Source organism: Kitasatospora sp. NPDC052896 (assembly GCF_044547075.1).
Classification (GTDB): domain Bacteria; phylum Actinomycetota; class Actinomycetes; order Streptomycetales; family Streptomycetaceae; genus Kitasatospora.
This window is the reverse complement of sequence record NZ_JBITZU010000012.1, coordinates 25,847-44,759: the sequence shown is the minus strand read 5'-3', so window position 1 is coordinate 44,759 and position 18,913 is coordinate 25,847. Positions and strand designations below refer to the sequence as shown.

The window sequence follows — 18,913 nt, the reverse complement described above, 5'->3', positions numbered from 1 at the left end:
CCCCGGGCCGTCACGGGGGGGGGGGGCGTTTCTTGGTCGGCGGGTCCGCTCCCCGCCCGCCCCCCCCCCCGCGGGGGGCGGCCCCCCCCCGGGGGGGGGGGGGCCCGCCCGCCCCCCCCCCGCTCAGTGCCGGGTCACTTGCCCTTGGCGGCTTCCTTGAGCTTGGAGCCCGCGCTCACCTTGGCGCTGTAGCCGGCCTCGATCTGGATCGGCTCGCCGGTCTGCGGGTTGCGGGCGGTGCGGGCGGCGCGGTGGGTGCGCTCGAAGGTCAGGAAACCGGGGATGGTGACCTTCTCGTCGCCCTTCGCAACAACCTCGCCGACGACCTCGGCGAAGGCCGCCAGCACGGCGTCGGCGTCCTTGCGGGTCACCTCGGCGCGCTCGGACAGAGCGGCCACCAGCTCACTGCGGTTCATGTGTACTCCTGTGGTCTGTTCGTTGCGGTGTGCGGGGGCTCCATCGGTCGTCCCTCCGGGGACGCCGGGTGGGCCGCTGGTCCGCACACTGGGCTCCTTCAGGCGGCTGGTGGTCAGGGCCCGGCTCGTGCCCCCGCCGCGCAGCGTGCCAGTCCTGCTCACGCGCCTGCCTGGGTACGAATCCTGCCCTTTCCGGCCCCGAGAAAGCCAATCGGGCCTCGGCCGTCCACCCCGAACGGCGCCCCCCGTCCGCAGCTGTGACGCTCCGTCGGCACCGGCGGACCGGCTGGGGCGGCGGCCGGGAACGACTCGCCGAGTGGTTGGGGGACGTTCCGTACTTGTCGGACACGCCTGCCCCGTGCAGGGCTACCGTACGCCCTGACGGGGACAAGCCCAAACACGCCCCTTCCCCTTGTGTCGCAAGGGTTCGGACCCGCTCCGACGAACAGGGGCGGGAATCGGCCAAGTGATCGACCGAAACCCGCCCCGGAAGGATCGTTCGAGGTCAGAGCCTGACGACCGGGAAGGACGCGGTGTCCAGGGTCCCGACGATGCCCGGGGTGGGCCGGGCCGGGGCCTTGTCGTCGCCGCCGGCCGCCAGCGCGGCGTCCCGCACGGCCGCGGCCACCGTCTTCGCCACCTCGGGGTGGAAGACGCTGGGGATGATGTAGTTGGCGTTCAACTGGTCGTCGGTGACCGTGGTGGCGAGCGCCCGAGCCGCGGCGATCATCATCTCGGTGTTCACCGTCCGGCTCTGCGCGTCCAGCAGGCCACGGAAGACGCCGGGGAAGACCAGCACGTTGTTGATCTGGTTGGGGAAGTCACTGCGGCCGGTGGCCACCACGGCGGCGGTCTGCCGGGCCACCGCCGGGTCCACCTCCGGGTCCGGGTTGGCCAGCGCGAAGACGATCGCGTCGGGGGCCATCGAGGCGATGTCGTCGCCGTCCAGCACGTTCGGGGCCGAGACGCCGATGAAGACGTCCGCGTCGGCCACCGCCTCCTTGAGGCTGCCGGTGCGGCCCGAGCGGTTGGTGTGCTCGGCGATCCAGCGCAGCGAGTCGTTGAGGTCGTCCCGGCCGCTGTGCACCACGCCGCGGACGTCCGCCACGGTGGCGTGCTCGACGCCGGCGGCCAGCAGCAGCTTGAGGATCGCGGTGCCGGCCGCGCCGGCGCCCGACATCACCACCCGGATGTCGCCGATCTCCTTGCCGACCACCCGCAGGGCGTTGGTCAGCGCGGCCAGCACCACGATCGCGGTGCCGTGCTGGTCGTCGTGGAAGACCGGGATGTCCAGCGCCTCGCGCAGCCGGGCCTCGATCTCGAAGCAGCGCGGCGCGGAGATGTCCTCCAGGTTGATCCCGGCGAAGCCGGGGGCGATCGCCTTGACGATGGCCACGATCTCGTCGGCGTCCTGGGTGTCCAGGCAGATCGGCCAGGCGTCGATGCCGGCGAACCGCTTGAAGAGGGCGGCCTTCCCCTCCATCACCGGCAGCGCGGCCTGCGGGCCGATGTTGCCGAGGCCGAGCACCGCCGAGCCGTCGGTGACCACCGCGACGCTGTTGCGCTTGATGGTGAGCCGGCGGGCGTCCTCGGGGTTCTCCGCGATCGCCATGCAGACCCGGGCGACGCCCGGGGTGTAGATCATCGACAGATCGTCGCGGTTGCGGATCGGCAGCTTCGAGGACATCTCGATCTTGCCACCGAGGTGCATCAGGAAGGTGCGGTCCGAGACCTTGCCGATCGTCACGCCGTCGATCGCCCGCAGCTTCTCGACGATCTCCTCGCCGTGCGCCACCGACGCGGCGGCCACCGTCACGTCGATCCGCAGCGCCTCCAGGCCGGAGGCGGTGACGTCCAGACCGGTCACCGAACCGCCGGAGGACTCCACGGCGGTGGTGATGTTGCTGACGGCGTTGCCGCTGGCCGGGACCTCCAGCCGCACCGTGATCGAGTTGGAGACACTGGGCACCGTCGCCATCGACGTCCTTCTTCCGTCCACTGAGGGGTTTGTGCTGGCCAGGCCGTCTTCAACAACTTGTTGATGCAGCGCCTTGCGCATCGTAGGCCTCGATCGTCGCACCTACCAGCGGGTAGCCAGAAATAACGTTCATTGATTGCACGGAACCGACAACGCGGGGTCCGGCCGGCTGGACCTTCCGCCGGAAAATCCGCCGCCGCGGGATTGTCACGCGGGGCCGATGGGTTACATTGGACGAGACACCGGCTCGATCCAAGCCCCCGGGCCCAACCTTAGTCGCTTCGAGCGACCACTTGCCGCGAGGCGAGCATGGCGGGTCGGTGTCACCAACGTAGGACTGTGGCCCCCACCGATGGTGGGGGCCACAGTCGTTGACGGGCGCTCAGCCGCGCAGCAGGGCCGGCACGCCGGCGGCGTCCGGCAGGTCGTCAGGACCGGAGAGCACGGTCAGCCGCTGGGTGGCCCGGGTCAGCGCGACGTAGAGCACCCGCAGCCCGGCCTCGGACTCGCCGGCGATGCCGGTCGGGTCGGCGACCACCGTCGCGTCGTACTCCAGGCCCTTGGCCTCCAGGCTGCCCAGCGCCACCGCGCGGTCGCCCAGCCCGGCCACCCAGGTGGCCGCCTCCTCACGACGGTCCATCGGCACCACGACCGCCACCGTGCCGTCCACCTCGCCGAGCAGCCGGACCAGCTCGGCCCGGGCCGCCGCCGCGAAGTCGGCCGGCTCCGCCGAGGCCACCGCGGCGAACCGCGGCTCGATCCCGGTCGAGCGCACCGCACTGGGCGCCGGCGTGCCCGGCGCGGCCAGCGCCAGCACCGCCGCCGCGACCTCGGCGATCTCGGCCGGGTTCCGGTAGTTGACGGTCAGCGTGTAGCGGCGGCGCGGCTTGCCGGACAGCACCTCGTCCAGCGCGGCCTGCGCCTCCTGCGGGAACGGCCAGGAGCTCTGCGCCGGGTCGCCCACGATGGTCCAGGTGGCCATCCGCGCGCGGCGCCCGATCATCCGCCACTGCATCGGGGTGAGGTCCTGCGCCTCGTCCACGATCACGTGCGCGTACTCGGTGCGCTCCACCGGCCCCCGCTCGCGCTGCCGCGAGCTGCGGTCGGCGTAGGTGGTGACCTCGTCCAGACCGGTCAGCAGGTCGATCGCGTCCACCTCGCGGACCTTCGGCCGGGCCGGCTCGCCGAGCAGCACCCGCAGCTCGTCCAGGAGCGCCACGTCGTGCGACGAGAGCGCGCCCTCGCCGCGGTCGCCCAGCTGCCGCCAGGAGTCGGCCAGCAGCCTGGCCTCCTCCGGGGTGACCGCCCGCCGGGCGATCCGGTTGGTGTGCCGGTGGCGGCGCAGCGTGGCCAGCACCTGGCGCGGGCTCAGCGTCGGCCACCAGGCCTCCAGGAAGTCCTGGAACACCGCCTCGTCCGAGACGTAGTCGTCGAAGGACTCCTTCTCCTCCTGCCGCTGCTCCCGGGCGAAGTGGTCGGTCGGCTTGGGCAGGTCGCGCACCGCCTCGGCCCAGAGCGCGTCCAGCAGCAGCCGGCGGGCCCGCGGGCGGAGCAGGTTGAGCGGGGTGCCGCCACCACCCACCACGTTGCCGCGCACCGCGCGCAGCCGGGCCGTGTCCAACCGCAGCACCTCGCCGCGGGCCGCCACCTTGAGCTCGGTCGGCGCGTCCAGCTCCAGCGCGGCCCGGGCGGCCCGACGCAGCAGCTGGACCATCCGGGCCGAGCCCTTGATCCGGCTGACCTCGGGAGTGTCGTAGCGCTCGGCCTCGACGCCGTCGACCAGGCTGCCGACCGCCCGGATGGCGACCTGGCCCTCCTCGCCGAGCGAGGGCAGCACGCCCTCGGTGTAGGAGACCAGCAGCGCGGTCGGGCTGACCACCAGGATGCCGCCCGCGTAGCGTCGGCGGTCCTGGTAGAGCAGGAAGGCGGCGCGGTGCAGCGCCACCGCGGTCTTGCCGGTGCCGGGGCCGCCGGTGACCAGGGTGGCGCCCGCGGCGGGCGCCCGGATGACCTCGTCCTGCTCCTTCTGGATCGAGGAGACGATGTCGCGCATGGTGTGGCTGCGGGCCCGGCCGAGCGAGGCCATCAGGGCGCCGTCGCCGATCACCGCGAGTTCCTCGCCGTGCAGGGTCGGGGCCAGGTCCGGGCGCAGCAGGTCGTCCTCGACGCCGAGCACCTTGCGGCCCTTGGAGCGGATCACCCGGCGGCGCAGCACCCGGCCCGGCTCCAGCGGGGTGGCCCGGTAGAAGGGCGCCGCGGCGGGCGCCCGCCAGTCGATCACCAGCGGGCCGTACTCGGCGTCCAGCACGCCGAGCCGGCCGATGTGCAGGGTCTGCGCCACGGTCGGGTCGGTCGCGTCCAGCGGGGTGAAGGACGGGATCCCGTGCTCCTCGGGGGCGTCGGCCTGCTGGAGGTCGATCCGGCCGAACAGGAAGTCCTCGAACTCGCTGTTGAGCCGGTGCAGGTGCGCGCCGGCCCGGTAGACCTGGGCGTCCCGCTCGGCGAGCGCGCCGGGCGTGCCGACCTGGACCCGCTTGGCCGCGTCCTCCAGGACGTACTCGGCCTCGGCGAGCTTCTCCTCCAGCCGCTGGTACACGGTGTCGAGGTGCCGCTGCTCACCGGCGATCTCCCGGTCCCGGAGAGTCTCGGCCGCGGTGGCCGGCCCGGCCCCGGTGCCGCCGGTGGTCGTGGCTGTGTGCTGCCGGGCTGTGTCGTGCGCGCCCAAGGAGCCCCCTGTCGTACGGTCCTGCGGTGGAGAGGTGGTGGCGTGCCGCCGTCGTGAACGGCGGACGGACGATCCTACGTCCTCCGGCGCACACCCGTCCTCTCCCGGTACGCCCCGGGGCTCGTCGTCGGGGACGCACGCCCTGCCTCCCCGACGAGGGGGCCGGAAACACGAAGGCCGCCCTCCGGGTGGAGGACGGCCTGGGTGCACATGGGACGGTGGAGATGCCGGGAATCGAACCCGGGTCCAGTGGAGTGGATTCAGGACTTCTCCGAGCGCAGTCCGCTGTGCTTTTCTCGGCCCTGGCGGTCACGCGGACAAGCCGCCAACAGGCCCAGCTGCTGTTTGATTTCCCCGCCACCCGCGCAGCCCGGGTGGAAGGTTGAGTTCCCTAGATTATGCCAGGGTCCGGATCGGGAACGCTCCGGTCTGACACCACGCCAGTCGCTGCTTAGGCAGCGAGGGCGAAGGAATCGCGCTTGGTGTTGGCGATTATTTTTTTGCGGCAGATGGTTAACGAGATCATTGCCGCGTTCCTCGGCTCGCTTCTCCTGTTTCGACTTCCCCTGTCGAAACCGATCATCCCCATGTTTTTTTGAGAAACAGCACAGCTCCGGTCGGGAGGACCCGCCCGTGCTGCTCGGCCCATGGTACGCGCATCGGCGAGGAGCGGTCCAGCGCATTACACCTTGTCGGGCAACGGTGCCTGGTGCGGGCCCGGGGTGCCCAGCTGCTGGGCCAGCCAGGGCAGTGCCTCGGCGAACGCGGTGGCGGCGAACTGCCAGGAGTGCCGGCCCGGCTCGACCGTCACGCTGGCCTTGATGCCGTCCTTGCGGGCCTCCGCGTCCAGCTCGTTGGCCTGCTGGATGTGCTGGCTCTCCTGGTCGCCGCTCTCGAACCAGCCGGAGACGTTCTTGAACTTCGGGTGGTGCGCCAGCACGGTCATCGGGTCGTGCGCCGCCCAGGCCGCCTCACTGCCCCCGTACAGCCCGGCTATGGTCTGCTGCTTGTTTCCGGTGTTCGGACCGAGGTCGCCGGAGATGTCCTCGAAATGCGTGAAGACGTTGGGGTGCTCGACCGTGAGGTCGATCGCGCAGGTGCCGCCCATGGACCAGCCGGCCACTCCCCACTTCCTGGGGTCGGTGGAGGTGTCGAAGGTCTTCTCGATGTACGGCGGGATGTCCTTGACCAGATGGTCCTCGGCGTTTCCGTTCGGGCCGTCGACGCATTCGGTGTCCACCTTGAACCCGCCGGTCGCGTCGGTGAACACCAGCACCGGTGCGTAGCCGCCGTGCTTCGCCGCGTAGGCGTCGGCGGTCTGCACCGCGTCACCGGCCCGCACCCAGTTGTCCGGCGCCGCGTACTCCCCGCCGATCATCTCCAGCACCGGCAGCTTGGGCCGGGTCTTGCTGCGGAACCACGCGGGCGGCAGGTAGACCAGCTCCGGGCGGTGCGCGAAGCCGCTGGCGGTGTCCGGGATGTCCACCTGGACGATCCGGCCGGTGGTGGTCTTGCCGGTGAGCGAGCCGAGCTGGCCGAGGGTCACCTGCTGCGGCAGCGGCGCCCCGCTGAGCTCGCCGATCGCGTCGTCGACGGTGGGGAAGTAGCCCGTGGAGACGTTCAGCGCGTTGGCGCCGGCGACCACCGCCAGCAGCGCCGCGACCGGCGCCATCAGCCGGTGCCACCAGCGCGCGCGGGTCCAGCCGACCACCAGCACGACCAGCGCGGCCACCGCGACGCCCAGCCAGATCCAGAGCGCGACCGGCAACGGGTCGGTGACCCCGCCCAGCCGGACCGCGGCGACGGCGGCGGCAGCGGTGAGCACGGCGGCGACGAGCAGCGCGAGCGGCGCGCGGCGTCGCCGCCACCGCCGGTCGCGCCAGCCCAGGGCGGCGAGCATCGCGACCCCGGCCGCGAGCTGGATGGTCCACGGGAACCAGCCGTCCAACAGCGAGACGTTCATGCGGGGATGGTACTTACCGTATCTGGGAAACCGCGCTGTGCTGCGGAAACGCGGACACGTCTGGTACCGGACCGGGACAAACCGGGGTCAGCGCTGCCGCCGCCGGGCCGCGGCGACCGCCCGCGCGGTCTCCCGGGTGTCCTGCTGCTCGCGCAGCGTCTGCCGCTTGTCGTAGAGCTTCTTGCCGACCGCGAGCGCCAGCTCCAGCTTCACCCGGCCATCCTTGAAGTACATCGACAGCGGGACCAGGGTGTGCCCGGTCTCCTTGGTCTTCGCCTCCAGCTTGCGGATCTCCAGCTTGTGCAGCAGCAGCTTGCGCTTGCGCCGCGCCGAGTGGTTGGTCCACGTCCCCTGGGTGTACTCGGGGATGAAGACGTTGTCGATCCAGACCTCGTGGCCCTGGGTGTAGGCGTAGCCGTCCACCAGGTTGGCCCGGCCCTCGCGCAGCGACTTCACCTCGGTGCCGGTGAGGACCATCCCGCACTCGTAGGTGTCCAGGATGGTGTACTCGTGTCGCGCCTTCTTGTTCTGCGCGATCAGCTTCTGTCCCGTTTCCTTTGCCATAGCGCCGATCATTCTCGCACCTCGGCCGCGTGATCGGCAGCAGCTTTACCGGCACCCCCCGGTCCGCCGCCCAGACCGGCCAGCACCCGCAGCGCCAACTGCCCGGCCTGCCCGGGGTCGGCGGCGACCACGTCGGGGAGCAGCCCGGTGCCGTCCGGGGAACGTCCGTCGGGGGTGAGGTAGTGGCCCACGGTCAGCTCCAGCACCGAACCGTCGGCCAGCCGGCTGGGCTGCTGCACGGTGCCCTTGCCGAAGGTGCGGCTGCCCACCACCACCGCCCGGCAACGGTCCTGCAGCGCGCCGGTGAGCAGTTCGGCCGCGCTCATCGTGCCGCCGTCCACCAGCACCACCAGCGGGGTGCGGGTGTCGCCACCGGGCGTCGCGGCCAACTCCCGCTGCTCGCCGCCCGACCGGTAGGAGGCGACCGGTCCGCCGTCCAGGAAGACCGAGGCCGCGGCGACCGCCTCGGCCACCAGGCCACCGGAGTTGCCGCGCAGGTCGAGCACGACACCGCGGCGCGACGGCGGGCCGGCGGCCGTCCGGACGGCCTGCCGGATCTGCTCGCCGACGCCGCTGGTGAAGGCACGCACGGTGATCCGCAGCACGCCGGTGGCCGGCCGGTCGGCGGTGACGTCCTGGGTGGCGAGCACGGTGCGGCACAGGGTCACCTGGCGCGGCGGGCCGTCCCGGTGGCCCACGGTGAGCAGCACGGACGTACCCGGGCCGGCCGCGCGGCCGCGTCCGAGCCACGGACCGGCCCGCCCGCGCAGCCGGGCCACCACCTCGGTGACCGGCAGCGGGTCGGCCGCCGTGCCGTCCACCGCGAGCAGCCGGTCGCCGACCGCGAGGCCCGCACCCGCGGCCGGACCGCCCGGTCGTACCTGGGAGACGAGGGTGGCGCCATCCGGCGCCCGCTCCACCGAGAGGCCGACGCCCAGGTACTCGCCGGCCAGGCCCTGGGCGAACTCGGCGTAGTCCTCCGGGCTGTAGCGCGCGGCCCACCGGTCGCCGCAGCAGTCGAACGCCCGGCGGTCGAGCGACGGTCCGCCACCGTCCCGGCCCCCGGCCACCACCCCGCCGAGCAGCACCACGCCGAACACCAGCGTGAGGGCGGCTCCTCGGCGCACCCGCCGTGAGCATGCGGCCATGGGACGGGAGTCTAGGGCTCCCGTCCCACTTCCCGAGGCCCCTTGCTAGACCTTGAGGTACTTGCGCAGGGTCAGGAAGGCCGCCACCGCCGCCATCGCCATACCGGCCACGATCAGCAGCGGGATCACCGCGAGCACCGAGGAGAGGCCGATGAAGTGGATGAACTGGACCTTGTTGGCCAGCCAGTGCTGCACGCCGTAGTTGCCGATCAATAGCAGGCAGGAGGCGAAGACGGCGCCGAGTAGCGCGGAGAACGCCGCCTCCGCGATGAACGGCATCTGCACGTAGAAGTTGGAGGCACCGACCAGGCGCATGATGCCGGTCTCCCGGCGCCTGCTGAAGGCCGACACCCGGACGGTGTTGACGATCAGCAGCAGGGCCACCGAGAGCATCAGCACCATGATCACGAAGGCCGCCGTCTGCAGGCCGTTGAGCAGCCCGAAGAGGTTCTCCAGGATCTGCCGCTCGTCCTCCACCGAACGGACGCCGGGCTGGCCGGCGAAGGCGCTCTGGATGACGTCGAACCGGGTGGGGTCGTTGAGCTTGACCCGCCAGGAGGACGGGATGGCGTCCGCGCCGAGAACCGAAACAAGCGCGTTGTTCGGGTTCATCGCCTTCCAGTTCTTGTAGGCCTCCGCCTGGGTCTCGAAGGTGGCCGACTTGACCAGCGGCGTCATCTTGTCCAGGGCCGCCTTGACGGCGGCGATCTGGTCGTCGGTGGCCGCGCCGGAGGCGCACTGCGGCGAGGTCTTGGCATCGGCCTTGGTGCAGAAGTAGATGCTCACCTCGACCTTGTCGTACCAGTACCCCTTCATGGAGTTGACCTGGTCGCGGACCAGGAGGCTGGCACCGGCGAGCGCGAGGGAGAGCGCGACACTGACCACGACCGCGATGGTCATCGTCAGGTTGCGGCGGAGACCGACTCCGATCTCCGACAGGACGAACTGGGCGCGCATTGCTGTTTACTCCAGGGTCAGTGCTGGTGGGCCGACGGCATCAACGGAAGGGCCGGCTAGTGCTGGTATCCGTAGACGCCGCGGACCTGGTCACGGACCAGGAGCCCCTTGTCGAGTTCGATCACGCGCTTGCGCATCTGGTCGACGATGGCCTGGTCGTGGGTGGCCATCAGCACCGTGGTCCCGGTGCGGTTGATCCGGTCGAGCAGCTTCATGATGCCGACCGAGTTCTGCGGGTCCAGGTTGCCGGTCGGCTCGTCCGCGATCAGCAGCATCGGGCGGTTGACGAAGGCCCGGGCGATCGCCACGCGCTGCTGCTCACCACCGGAGAGCTCGCCGGGCATCCGGTCCTCCTTGCCGCCGAGGCCGACCAGGTCGAGCACCTCGGGCACCACCTTGGCGATGGCGCTCTTCGGCTTGCCGATGACCTCCAGCGCGAACGCCACGTTCTGCGCCACGGTCTTGTTCGGCAGCAGGCGGAAGTCCTGGAAGACGGTGCCCAGTTGGCGCCGCATGTGCGGCACCTTCCAGTTGGACAGCTTGCCCAGGTCCTTGCCGAGGACGTGCACCGCACCGGTGCTCGGCCGCTCCTCGCGCAGGCAGAGGCGCAGGAAGGTGGACTTCCCGGAGCCGGAGGAGCCGACCAGGAAGACGAACTCGCCCTTCTCGATCTCCAGCGAGACCTCCGACAGGGCGGGGCGGTTCTGCTTGGGATAGGTCTTGGAAACGTTGTCGAATCTGATCACGGCTGCATCACGGGGGCCATCCTAGGCGGAACGACTGCCGGCTCGGACGAACCTCCGTGACCAGATCGTTACTTGGAGCCGGAGAGCTGCCGCGCGGCGCCGTTCCTCGGTCGGTCCCGCCCCCCGCATCCGGCCGAGGGCGGACGGCGGGAGCGGTCTCGGCCACTCCCCCGGCTTGGGACCATACGCGACCCGGCTGAGACCCCGCAGCGCCCACACCCGGAAAAGCTGATGGATTGTCCGCTCTTGCGGGGGAATGAGCGGAAAATTGCGAGCCAATTCACAGCAGCGGCGTGGACTGGTGTGAATTATGTCGCTTATGGGACAATTTCGACCGGGCTTTGACGGTCGGCTTCCGGTGCCCGGGCGCCGGATCCCGTGGAACCTGGCACAGTAGAGGGGAAACCCCGCGCGGGCCGTGGTTCGCCGCTCCCCCGCCCGGGGCACGGGCAGGAACCAGGAGCCCGCCCGGTGCGTTGGCTGTAGCAGCAAGGAGGAGATCGCATGACATGCGACCATCTGGTGTGCGCCAACTGCGCCGGCCGCGTGAGCGAGGGCCGCTGCCCGGTCTGCCGCGCCCATCGTGCCCGGCTCCAGGAACAGCAGGGGCCGTTCGCCGCGCTCAATCCGGTCATGCTGCTCGCGCTGCTGGCGGGGCTGCTGGCGGTGCTGGTGATCGCCCGGCAGGCGCTGGCCTGAGGACTGAACGTCGATGGGCCCGGAGGCGGTGCCTCCGGGCCCATCGACGTAGCTACCGGACGTAGCCGAGCGTTACTCGCCGGCCTCGCGCTGCTTGCGCCAGCGGATGCCGGCCTCGATACCGCGCTGGTCGTTCATCGAGGCCGGCCCCGGACCTCGTTACTCGCCGGCCTCGCGCTGCTTGCGCCAGCGGATGCCGGCCTCGATGAAGCCGTCCAGGTCGCCGTCCAGCACCGCCTGCGGGTTGCCCACCTCGAACTCGGTGCGCAGGTCCTTGACCATCTGGTACGGGTGCAGCACGTAGGAGCGCATCTGGTTGCCCCAGGAGCTGCCGCCGTCCTTCAGCGCGTCCATCGCGGCCTTCTCCTCCTGGCGGCGGCGCTCCAGCAGCTTGGCCTGGAGCACGTTCATCGCCGAGGCCTTGTTCTGGATCTGCGAGCGCTCGTTCTGGCAGGAGACCACGATGCCGGTCGGCAGGTGGGTGATCCGGACCGCCGAGTCGGTGGTGTTGACGCCCTGACCGCCGGGGCCGGAGGCGCGGTACACGTCGATCCGCAGGTCGCCCTCGTCGATGTCGACGTGGTCACTCTGCTCGACGACCGGGAGCACCTCGACGCCCGCGAAGGAGGTCTGCCGGCGGCCCTGGTTGTCGAAGGGCGAGATCCGCACCAGGCGGTGGGTGCCCTGCTCGACCGAGAGCGTGCCGTAGGCGTAGGGGGACTTCACGCTGAAGGTCGCGGACTTGATGCCCGCCTCCTCGGCGTACGAGGTGTCGTAGACCTCGGTCGGGTAGCCGTGCCGCTCGGCCCAGCGCAGGTACATGCGCATCAGCTGCTCGGCGAAGTCGGCGGCGTCGATGCCACCGGCCTCGGCGCGGATGTTGACCAGGGCCTCGCGGGCGTCGTACTCACCGGACAGGAGGGTACGGACCTCCAGCTCCTCGACCGCCTTCTTGACCGAGGCCAGCTCGGTCCCGGCCTCGGCCAGGGTGTCCGCGTCGCCCTCGTCGGCGGCCAGCTCGAACAGCACGTCCAGGTCGGCGATCCGGCTGCGCAGGCTCTCCACCCGGCGCAGCTCGCCCTGCAGGAACGAGAGCCGGCTGGTCACCTTCTGCGCGTTCGCGAGGTCGTCCCACAGGTCGGGGGCCGCGGCCTCCTCCTCCAGGCGTTCGATGTCGGCCCGGATCCGGTCCAGGTCGAGGACGGCCTCGATCGACCCCATGGTCGATTCGAGGTTCTTGAGTTCTTCGGAAGGATCGACGGCTGCCACGCCCCCAAGCCTAATGGCTCCCGGGCTGCACCGGGACCGACCAGCTGACCTCCGGCTTCGGAGCGGGTGCGCCGGAGGCCCGGCCGCCGCCGTGCGAGAAGGCCGTGAAGGCGGCCACGGCCCCCGCCAGCAGCAGCACGACCGCCAGCAGCACCGCCAGCATCCGGCGCCGGCGCACCAGCGCCCGGCGGCCCTTGCGGTGCGTGGCGGCGGTCTCCGCGCGCTGGGCGCGGGACTCGGCGGCGTAGCCGGCCAGCTCCTGCGCGCTGGGCCGGCGCAGGCTGGTGTGGGTGTCCCGGGTGGAGTCCGGCGAGGCGGCCGGCACCAGCGCCACCGCCGGGCCGCGCTGGCGCCGGTGGGTGCCCGTCCCGGTCTCCGCCTCGACGTACACCGCCTCGCCCGGGGGCAACGCCTCCTCGGCGGGCGGCCGGCCCTGCGCGGGCAGCGTCAGCGGGGGCAGCCCGGCCAGCGCGGGCAGCTGCTCGCGCAGCCGCTCGGCCAGCTCGGCGGCCCGTAGCCGGGAGGCCGGGGCCTTGGCGAGGCACTCGGCGATGATCCGCCACAGGCCGTCCGGCAGGCCGGGGACGGGTGGCACGCTCTCCGTGACGTGCCGGCGCAGCACCGCGCCGGTGTGCCCGCCACCGAACGGCGTGAAGCCCGCGAGCAGCTCGTAGAGCACGGTGGCCAGGGCGTAGATGTCCACCGCGGCGCGGGGCTCCAGGCCCTCGATGATCTCGGGGGCGAGGTAGTCGGGGGTGCCGATGATCCGGGTGGCCCGGGTCCGGCGCGGAGCGTCCACCAGCCGGGCGATGCCGAAGTCGGTGAGCTTGGCGCGCGGCGCGGCGCCGGGACCGGCCGGCGCGGCCAGGTCGAGCATCACGTTCTCCGGCTTGACGTCCCGGTGCACGATCCCGGCGGCGTGCGCGGCGGCCAGCCCGTCCGCCACGTCCGCGATCACGGCGGCGGCGACCTGCGGGGCGAACACCCCCTCGCGCTCCAGCCGGGAGCGCAGGTCGGTGCCGTGCACCAGCTCCATCACCAGGGCGAGGTCCTCGCCGTCCACCACCATGTCGCGCACCCCGACCACCCGGGGGTGGTCCAGGCTGGTCAGCGCGGCACGCTCCTGGACGAACCGGCCGACCAGCACCTGGTCGGCCGCGAGGTCCTCGCGCAGCAGCTTGACGGCCACCGGCCCGTCCGGACCCTCGCCGAGCCACACGGTGCCGGCGGACCCCCGGCCGATCACCTGGTGAACGGTGTACCGGCTGCCGATCTTGCGTGCCAATGCTGCTCCGTGGGCGGCGGGAGCGCCCGGGCCGCCGCTGGGGCCCCGGAGCGCTCGGTAGGTCGGTGCGTCAGCGACCAACCTACGCGTCCCGGGACCCTCGGTGGCACCTCGGAGCCACCCGGGCGGGCGGTTGCTTGCGACAAATTGTGTGAAATGTCGACAAAGAACCATTGCCGCCCGGTTGGTGGCGCTTCGTCAGCTACCGGTGATCGAGTGCCAGGCGCTGCTGACCCACCCGGTGGTGTCGTGGTACCAGTTCTGCACGTTGTCCCAGTAGTGCGGCAGCGGGGTGAAGTTCCACAGCGCCAGCGCGGCCACCGCCAGGATCACCAGCACCATCAGGCAGCCCTTGAGGCAGCCCAGGCCCGGGATGTACATCCGGTTGCGGCTGCGCGGGCGCGGCTCGCGGCGCGGCCTGGGCTCGGGTTCGCGCTCCCGCTCGCGCTCCACCTCGCGCGGGGCCGGGGGCTCCGAGCGGCGGGCCGGCGCGGGCGGCGGGTAGGCCGGGCCGGACTGCGGCGGCTCGCGGTAGGCGGACGGGGCCGGGCGCTCGGCCCGGTACGGCGGCGGGGCGACCGGGGGCCGCTCCTGGCGCCCGCGCGGGGCCGGCGGCGGATAGCCCGCGTAGTCGGTCCCCTGCTGGTAACCGGGCCGTTGCGGCTGGTAGCCGTACGCCGGGTTCTGCGGGTAGCCGTCCTGCGGCGGGCGCGGCGCGTGACCGGCCTGGTAGGGGCGGGGCGCCACTTGCGGCTCGACGTAGTCCTCGGCCGCGAAGACCTGGGTCTGCTGGTTGCGGTCGCGGGCCGCCCTCAGCTGGGTCTGCCACGGGTGCGGGCCCTCGGGCTGCGGCGACTGCGCCGGCTGCCCGTTCGAACCGGGTGCCGACATCCCGGTCGGCATCACCCGGGTGCCGTCCGCCGCGACCGGGGCCGAACCGGCCGGCATCACCCTGGTCCCGTCCCCGGCCGCCGGCGCCGAGCCGGCCGCCATCACCTGGGTGGCCGCCGCCGGGTCGTACCGCCCGGCCGGCACGGTGGTCGGCTCGCCGGTGTTCAGCGGCACGCCGCCCGGCACGGTGCCGCCAGGACCGGCGAAGGCCTCCGCGGTCCCCGGCACCTCGGCCGGCCGCGCCTCCGGCACCAGCAGCGCGCCGACCGCCAGCGCCGCGTCCACCGCGGCGGGCGAGGCGTGCACGCCGATCCCGGCCGCGACCACCCGCAGCGCCTGCGCCAGCGAGGTGGCGCTCGGCCGCTCGGCCGGCTCCTTGCGCAGGCAGCGCTCCACCACGGTCCACAGCGGCTCGGGCATGCCGGGCGGGCGCTGCGGCGTCTGTGAGAGGTGCGCCTGCAGGATCTGCAGCGGCCCGTCGCCGAGGAACGGCGGCCGGCCGGTGACCAGCTCGTACAGCATGATCCCGGCGCCGTAGACGTCCACCGCGGAGGTCTGCGGGCGGCCGGCGGCCGACTCCGGCGCGACGTAGGCGGGGGTGCCGACGAACTCGCTGGTCCGGGTGATGCCGGGGGAGTCGGCGAGCCGGGCGATGCCGAAGTCGGTGAGCATCGGGTGCATCTGCTCGCCCTGGACGCCGTCGCCCGGCCGGGTGGCCAGCAGCACGTTGGCCGGCTTGAGGTCGCGGTGCACCACGCCGTCGGCGTGGCTGACCGCCAGGGCGTCGGCGATCTGGGCCATCAGCAGGGCCCCGGCGATCGGGCTCAGCGGGCCGTTGGCGCGCAGGTAGCGGTACAGGTCGGGGCCCTCGACCAGGTCCATCACCAGGGCCAGCAGCTCGCCCTCGACCACCAGGTCGCGGATCCGGACGATGTTGGGGTGGCTGAGCCGGAGCAGCACCGAGCGTTCGCGCAGGAAGCGCAGCACGATGTCCGGGTCGGCGGCCAGCTCCTCCTTGAGCACCTTGATCGCGACCGGCTGGCCCGGCCGCAGATCCACCAGGCCGGCGTCCTCCCGCACCCGACCGCGCCAGACGGTGCCCGTGGCACCGCGCCCGAGCGTCTCCTCCAGCAGATACTTGCTGCCTACCGGCCGCACCTGGTGCACTCCCGTCCTGCGGATGTCCCGTTGTGGATGTCACTGCCGATGCCCGCGAGCCGCGGCCCGTACTGTGCGGCAACTCTAACCGGGTCCGTCCGGCCTGACCCGGAGGACTGCACGGAACCCGGAGGACTGCGCGGACCGCGGCACCGGCCGGGCCCGACCCACCTTGACCTGAGTCTCCGTCGGCTCCAACATGGCGATGATCACAAGATCGTCAAATCCGGTACCGGACGCGGACTGTCACCCCCAGGTGGCAGGATGACGACTAGCACTCTGTGGTCTGGCACTCCCGTGGGCCGTTCGACGGCCGGCCTGTTCCGCGGGCGGGGGTTCCCTCACCATCAGATCGACCTCATGAGCAGAGGGGAACCCCGGGCGAGATGCAGATCCGGCTGACGGTCCTCCGGCCCCGCAGCGGCCCGTCCCCCGCCCCCGCCACCGATGTGCTGGTCACCGCGCCGGTCGGCACGGCCCTCGGGGTGGTCGCCGCCGCCCTGGCCGGCGCGGTCGGCGTGCGCGGCGCCCGCAGCGCCACCCACGTGCACCTCTACGCGGGGCCACAGCGGCTCGACGAACGCAGCCTGCTCGGCCACCCCCCGCTGCTGGACGGCGCCGTGCTCGCCCTCGGCGAGCCCGACCCGGACGCCGACCCGGACGACCACACCTCGGGCGCCGCCGCCGAGCTGCGGGTGGTCGGCGGCCCGGACGCCGGCGGGGTGCACCACCTGCACGGCCGGCAGATCCGGGTCGGCCGCTCCGGCGAGGCCGACGTCCCGCTCGACGACCCGGACGTCTCCCGGCTGCACCTGGCCCTGCACCTGGCGGACGACGGCACGGTCACCGTGCACGACCTGGGCTCGACCAACGGCACCACGCTGGACGGCCGCCCGCTCCCCGCCGACGGCCTGCCACTGCCCGAGGGCGCCCTGCTGCGGCTCGGCGAGACCACCCTCACGCTGGCCGGCGCCCCCGGCACCGAGAGCCGCCGCGCCACCACCCCGGACGGCTTGGGCCACCTCCAGGTCAGCCCCCCGCCACCGCCCGCCCGCACCGAGCCGCCCGCCCCCGACGCCCCCGAGCCCCCGCCCGTCACCGCCACCGGCCGCACCCGCTCGCTGCTCGCCCGCCGGCTCGGCCTCGGCGCGCCCCCCGCCGCCACCGCCGACGCCGCCCAGCAGCACGCCCGGGCCCGCGCCCGGCAGGCCACCGCCCAGCGCGAGCGCTTCCCCGACCCGGCCACCCTGCTGCTCAGCGCGCTCGGCCCCGGCCCCCGGCTCTGGGAGCGGACTCCCGCCCACCCCGATGCGCTGACCCTGCGGCTGGGCACCGCCGACCTCCCCGGCGGTCCGGGCACCACGCCCGGCACCCTGCTGCCGGCCGTCCCGGTCACCGTCGACCTGCGCGCCGCCGGCAGCCTCGGCCTGGCCGGCCCGCGCACCCGGCTGAACGGCCTGGCCCGCGCCCTGGTCGCCCAGCTCGCCGCCCTGCACCCGCCGAGCGGCCTGAGCCTGGTGCTGGTCAGCGCGGACCAGCAGCGCCCGGCCGGCGAGCGCACCGAGGACTGGTCCTGGGCGCTCTGGCTGCCGCACCTGCGCCCCGGCCACGGCCAGGACTGCCGGCTGCTGCTCGGCCTCGACCCCGCCCAGGCCGAGGAACGGCTGGCCGAGCTGACCGCCCGGGTCACCGACCCGCCGGTGCCGCCCGTCACCGTGCTGCTGGTGGACGGCGACCCTGGCTCCGAGCCGGCTCGCCAGGCCCTGCGGCTGCTGCTCCGGCAGGGCCCGGCGGCCGGGATCCTGCCGATCTGCCTGGCCGAGACGACCGAGCGGCTGCCGGCCGGCCTGGGCGCCACCGCCACCGTGACCGGTGAGGTGGCCACCCTGCTGACCCTGGACCGGCCCACCCCGGCCGGCGGCCGGGAGCTGGTCGAGGAGGTCGCGCTGGACGCGGTCCCGGCCGCCTGGGCCGAGCGGCTGGCCCGCGCGCTGGCCCCGCTGCGGGAGGCCGCGGCGACCTCGCGCGGCCCGCTGCCGGACGCGCTGCGCCTGCTCGACCTGCTGGAGCTGGACACCGTCACGCCCGCCAAGCTCTCCGCCCGCTGGGCCGCCCTGCCGGCCACCGCCGGCACCGCGACCGCGCTGCTCGGCACCACCCGGGACGACCTCTGCACGGTCGACCTCACCGGCCCCGAGCCGGACGGCCCGCACCACCTGCTGGTCGGCGGTGCCCGCGGCTCGGGCAAGAGCGAGCTGCTACGCACCCTGGTCGCCTCGCTGGCGGTCGGCGAGCGCCCCGACCGGCTCACCGTCCAGCTCATCGGCGGCAGCGGTCCGGACCTGCTGGCCTGCGCCGAGCTGCCGCACGTCACCGGCCAGCTGGACGCCGCCGCCGAGCCGCGGCAGGCGATGCTCGCCGCCGACGCCCTGCTGGACGAGCTGGACCGGCGCGAGCAGCTCTTCCGGGGCCGCTCGTTCGGCTCCTGGTACGCAGAGCAGGCGTTGACGGCCCGTACCGCCGGCGTGGTGAGGCCGCGCCCGGCCGAGCCGACCGGCCCGCCGGAGCCGCCCGTCCGCGCCGCGGTGGCCACCGTCACCGCGCCGCCGGCCCGGCTGGTCGTGGTGGTCGACGACTACGACGCGCTGCTCGCCCCGACCTCGCCGGCCGGACGCCCGCTGGCCCGGGCGCTCGCGGCGGTGGCGCAGCGCGGTGGCCGGCTGGGCATGCACCTGGTGGCCGCCACCGGGCGGCCGGAGCAGAGCGCCGGCAGCGAGCTGGACGAGGCAGCGCTCTGGCGGATCGCGCTGCGCACCGACCATCCGGCCGACTCCGACCTGCTGGTCCACGTGGACGACGCCGCCGCGCTGCCCGAGGAGACCCCCGGCCGGGGCTACCTGCGCCGGCCGGACGGCGCCGTGGTGGCCTTCCAGACCGCCCGGGTGAGCGGACGCATCCCGCGCACCGCCACCCTGCGGCCGACCGTGGTGGCCATCGACCCCGGCCGGCTCGGCGCCCCGCCGACCCGCCGGCCGGTCCGTGAGCTGGGCAACGGCCCGACCGACCTGGCCCTGCTGGCCAGCGCCCTGCAACGGGCGGCCGGCCAGTAACCGA

General features: G+C 73.4%; 13 protein-coding genes and 1 other RNA gene. 2 read left to right on the top strand and 12 right to left on the bottom strand.

Annotated elements, in window-relative coordinates; all coding sequences use genetic code 11:
- Window positions 1-134: 134 nt before the first annotated feature.
- From ACIGXM_RS23175 to ftsE, 9 genes are all read right to left on the bottom strand, one after another.
- Window positions 135-416, bottom strand: coding sequence for an HU family DNA-binding protein (locus ACIGXM_RS23175; RefSeq protein WP_396563810.1), 282 nt, complete (start codon window positions 414-416; stop codon window positions 135-137).
- Between the two features lie 505 nt (window positions 417-921).
- Window positions 922-2,394, bottom strand: coding sequence for an NAD-dependent malic enzyme (locus ACIGXM_RS23170; RefSeq protein WP_396563808.1), 1,473 nt, complete (start codon window positions 2,392-2,394; stop codon window positions 922-924).
- Between the two features lie 382 nt (window positions 2,395-2,776).
- A complete protein-coding gene (locus ACIGXM_RS23165; protein ID WP_396563806.1) occupies window positions 2,777-5,119 on the bottom strand; it encodes a HelD family protein in 2,343 nt (780 codons plus the stop codon).
- A 216-nt stretch (window positions 5,120-5,335) separates the two neighbouring features.
- Window positions 5,336-5,706: a transfer-messenger RNA gene (gene ssrA, locus ACIGXM_RS23160) on the bottom strand.
- A 95-nt stretch (window positions 5,707-5,801) separates the two neighbouring features.
- Window positions 5,802-7,082: an alpha/beta hydrolase gene (locus ACIGXM_RS23155; protein WP_396563804.1), complete on the bottom strand. Its 1,281-nt coding sequence runs from the start codon at window positions 7,080-7,082 to the stop codon at window positions 5,802-5,804.
- Window positions 7,083-7,169: 87 nt separating this feature from the next.
- Window positions 7,170-7,646 (bottom strand): SsrA-binding protein SmpB, encoded by a 477-nt coding sequence (gene smpB, locus ACIGXM_RS23150; RefSeq protein WP_396563802.1) that lies wholly within the window; start codon window positions 7,644-7,646, stop codon window positions 7,170-7,172.
- A gap of 8 nt (window positions 7,647-7,654) precedes the next feature.
- The gene (locus ACIGXM_RS23145; RefSeq protein WP_396563800.1) at window positions 7,655-8,794 is read right to left on the bottom strand and encodes a S41 family peptidase; all 1,140 of its coding nucleotides are present in this window, start codon (window positions 8,792-8,794) and stop codon (window positions 7,655-7,657) included.
- 45 nt (window positions 8,795-8,839) lie between these two features.
- Complete coding sequence (gene ftsX, locus ACIGXM_RS23140) at window positions 8,840-9,751, bottom strand: permease-like cell division protein FtsX (RefSeq protein WP_396563798.1); 912 nt, start codon at window positions 9,749-9,751, stop codon at window positions 8,840-8,842.
- A gap of 56 nt (window positions 9,752-9,807) precedes the next feature.
- Window positions 9,808-10,497 carry a cell division ATP-binding protein FtsE gene (gene ftsE / locus ACIGXM_RS23135; protein WP_396563796.1) on the bottom strand — a complete coding sequence of 230 codons (690 nt, stop codon included), beginning with the start codon at window positions 10,495-10,497 and terminating at the stop codon, window positions 9,808-9,810.
- Between the two features lie 504 nt (window positions 10,498-11,001).
- On the opposite strand from ftsE, the gene ACIGXM_RS23130 reads away from it, so the two are divergent.
- Window positions 11,002-11,196, top strand: coding sequence for a hypothetical protein (locus ACIGXM_RS23130; RefSeq protein WP_396563794.1), 195 nt, complete (start codon window positions 11,002-11,004; stop codon window positions 11,194-11,196).
- A gap of 159 nt (window positions 11,197-11,355) precedes the next feature.
- Here ACIGXM_RS23130 and prfB read toward each other — a convergent pair whose 3' ends face one another.
- The 3 genes from prfB to ACIGXM_RS23115 form a co-directional block, all read right to left on the bottom strand.
- The gene (gene prfB, locus ACIGXM_RS23125) at window positions 11,356-12,465 is read right to left on the bottom strand and encodes a peptide chain release factor 2 (protein WP_396563792.1); all 1,110 of its coding nucleotides are present in this window, start codon (window positions 12,463-12,465) and stop codon (window positions 11,356-11,358) included.
- A 10-nt stretch (window positions 12,466-12,475) separates the two neighbouring features.
- On the bottom strand, window positions 12,476-13,750 hold the full coding sequence (locus ACIGXM_RS23120; protein ID WP_396563790.1) for a serine/threonine-protein kinase: 1,275 nt from the start codon (window positions 13,748-13,750) through the stop codon (window positions 12,476-12,478).
- A 198-nt stretch (window positions 13,751-13,948) separates the two neighbouring features.
- Window positions 13,949-15,799 (bottom strand): protein kinase, encoded by a 1,851-nt coding sequence (locus ACIGXM_RS23115; RefSeq protein WP_396563789.1) that lies wholly within the window; start codon window positions 15,797-15,799, stop codon window positions 13,949-13,951.
- 386 nt (window positions 15,800-16,185) lie between these two features.
- Between ACIGXM_RS23115 and ACIGXM_RS23110 the strand changes: the two genes are divergently transcribed.
- Window positions 16,186-18,909 carry an FtsK/SpoIIIE domain-containing protein gene (locus ACIGXM_RS23110; protein WP_396563787.1) on the top strand — a complete coding sequence of 908 codons (2,724 nt, stop codon included), beginning with the start codon at window positions 16,186-16,188 and terminating at the stop codon, window positions 18,907-18,909.
- Window positions 18,910-18,913 lie beyond the last annotated feature (4 nt).

Excerpts from the sequence above, each read along its gene's own strand:
- ACIGXM_RS23175 (WP_396563810.1), bottom strand. The coding sequence starts at position 416 with ATGAACCGCAGTGAGCTGGTGGCCGCTCTGTCCGAGCGCGCCGAGGTG.
- ACIGXM_RS23170 (WP_396563808.1), bottom strand. The coding sequence starts at position 2,394 with ATGGCGACGGTGCCCAGTGTCTCCAACTCGATCACGGTGCGGCTGGAG.
- ACIGXM_RS23155 (WP_396563804.1), bottom strand. The coding sequence starts at position 7,082 with ATGAACGTCTCGCTGTTGGACGGCTGGTTCCCGTGGACCATCCAGCTC.
- smpB (WP_396563802.1), bottom strand. The coding sequence starts at position 7,646 with ATGGCAAAGGAAACGGGACAGAAGCTGATCGCGCAGAACAAGAAGGCG.
- ACIGXM_RS23145 (WP_396563800.1), bottom strand. The coding sequence starts at position 8,794 with ATGGCCGCATGCTCACGGCGGGTGCGCCGAGGAGCCGCCCTCACGCTG.
- ftsX (WP_396563798.1), bottom strand. The coding sequence starts at position 9,751 with ATGCGCGCCCAGTTCGTCCTGTCGGAGATCGGAGTCGGTCTCCGCCGC.
- ACIGXM_RS23130 (WP_396563794.1), top strand. The coding sequence starts at position 11,002 with ATGACATGCGACCATCTGGTGTGCGCCAACTGCGCCGGCCGCGTGAGC.
- ACIGXM_RS23110 (WP_396563787.1), top strand. The coding sequence starts at position 16,186 with ATGCAGATCCGGCTGACGGTCCTCCGGCCCCGCAGCGGCCCGTCCCCC.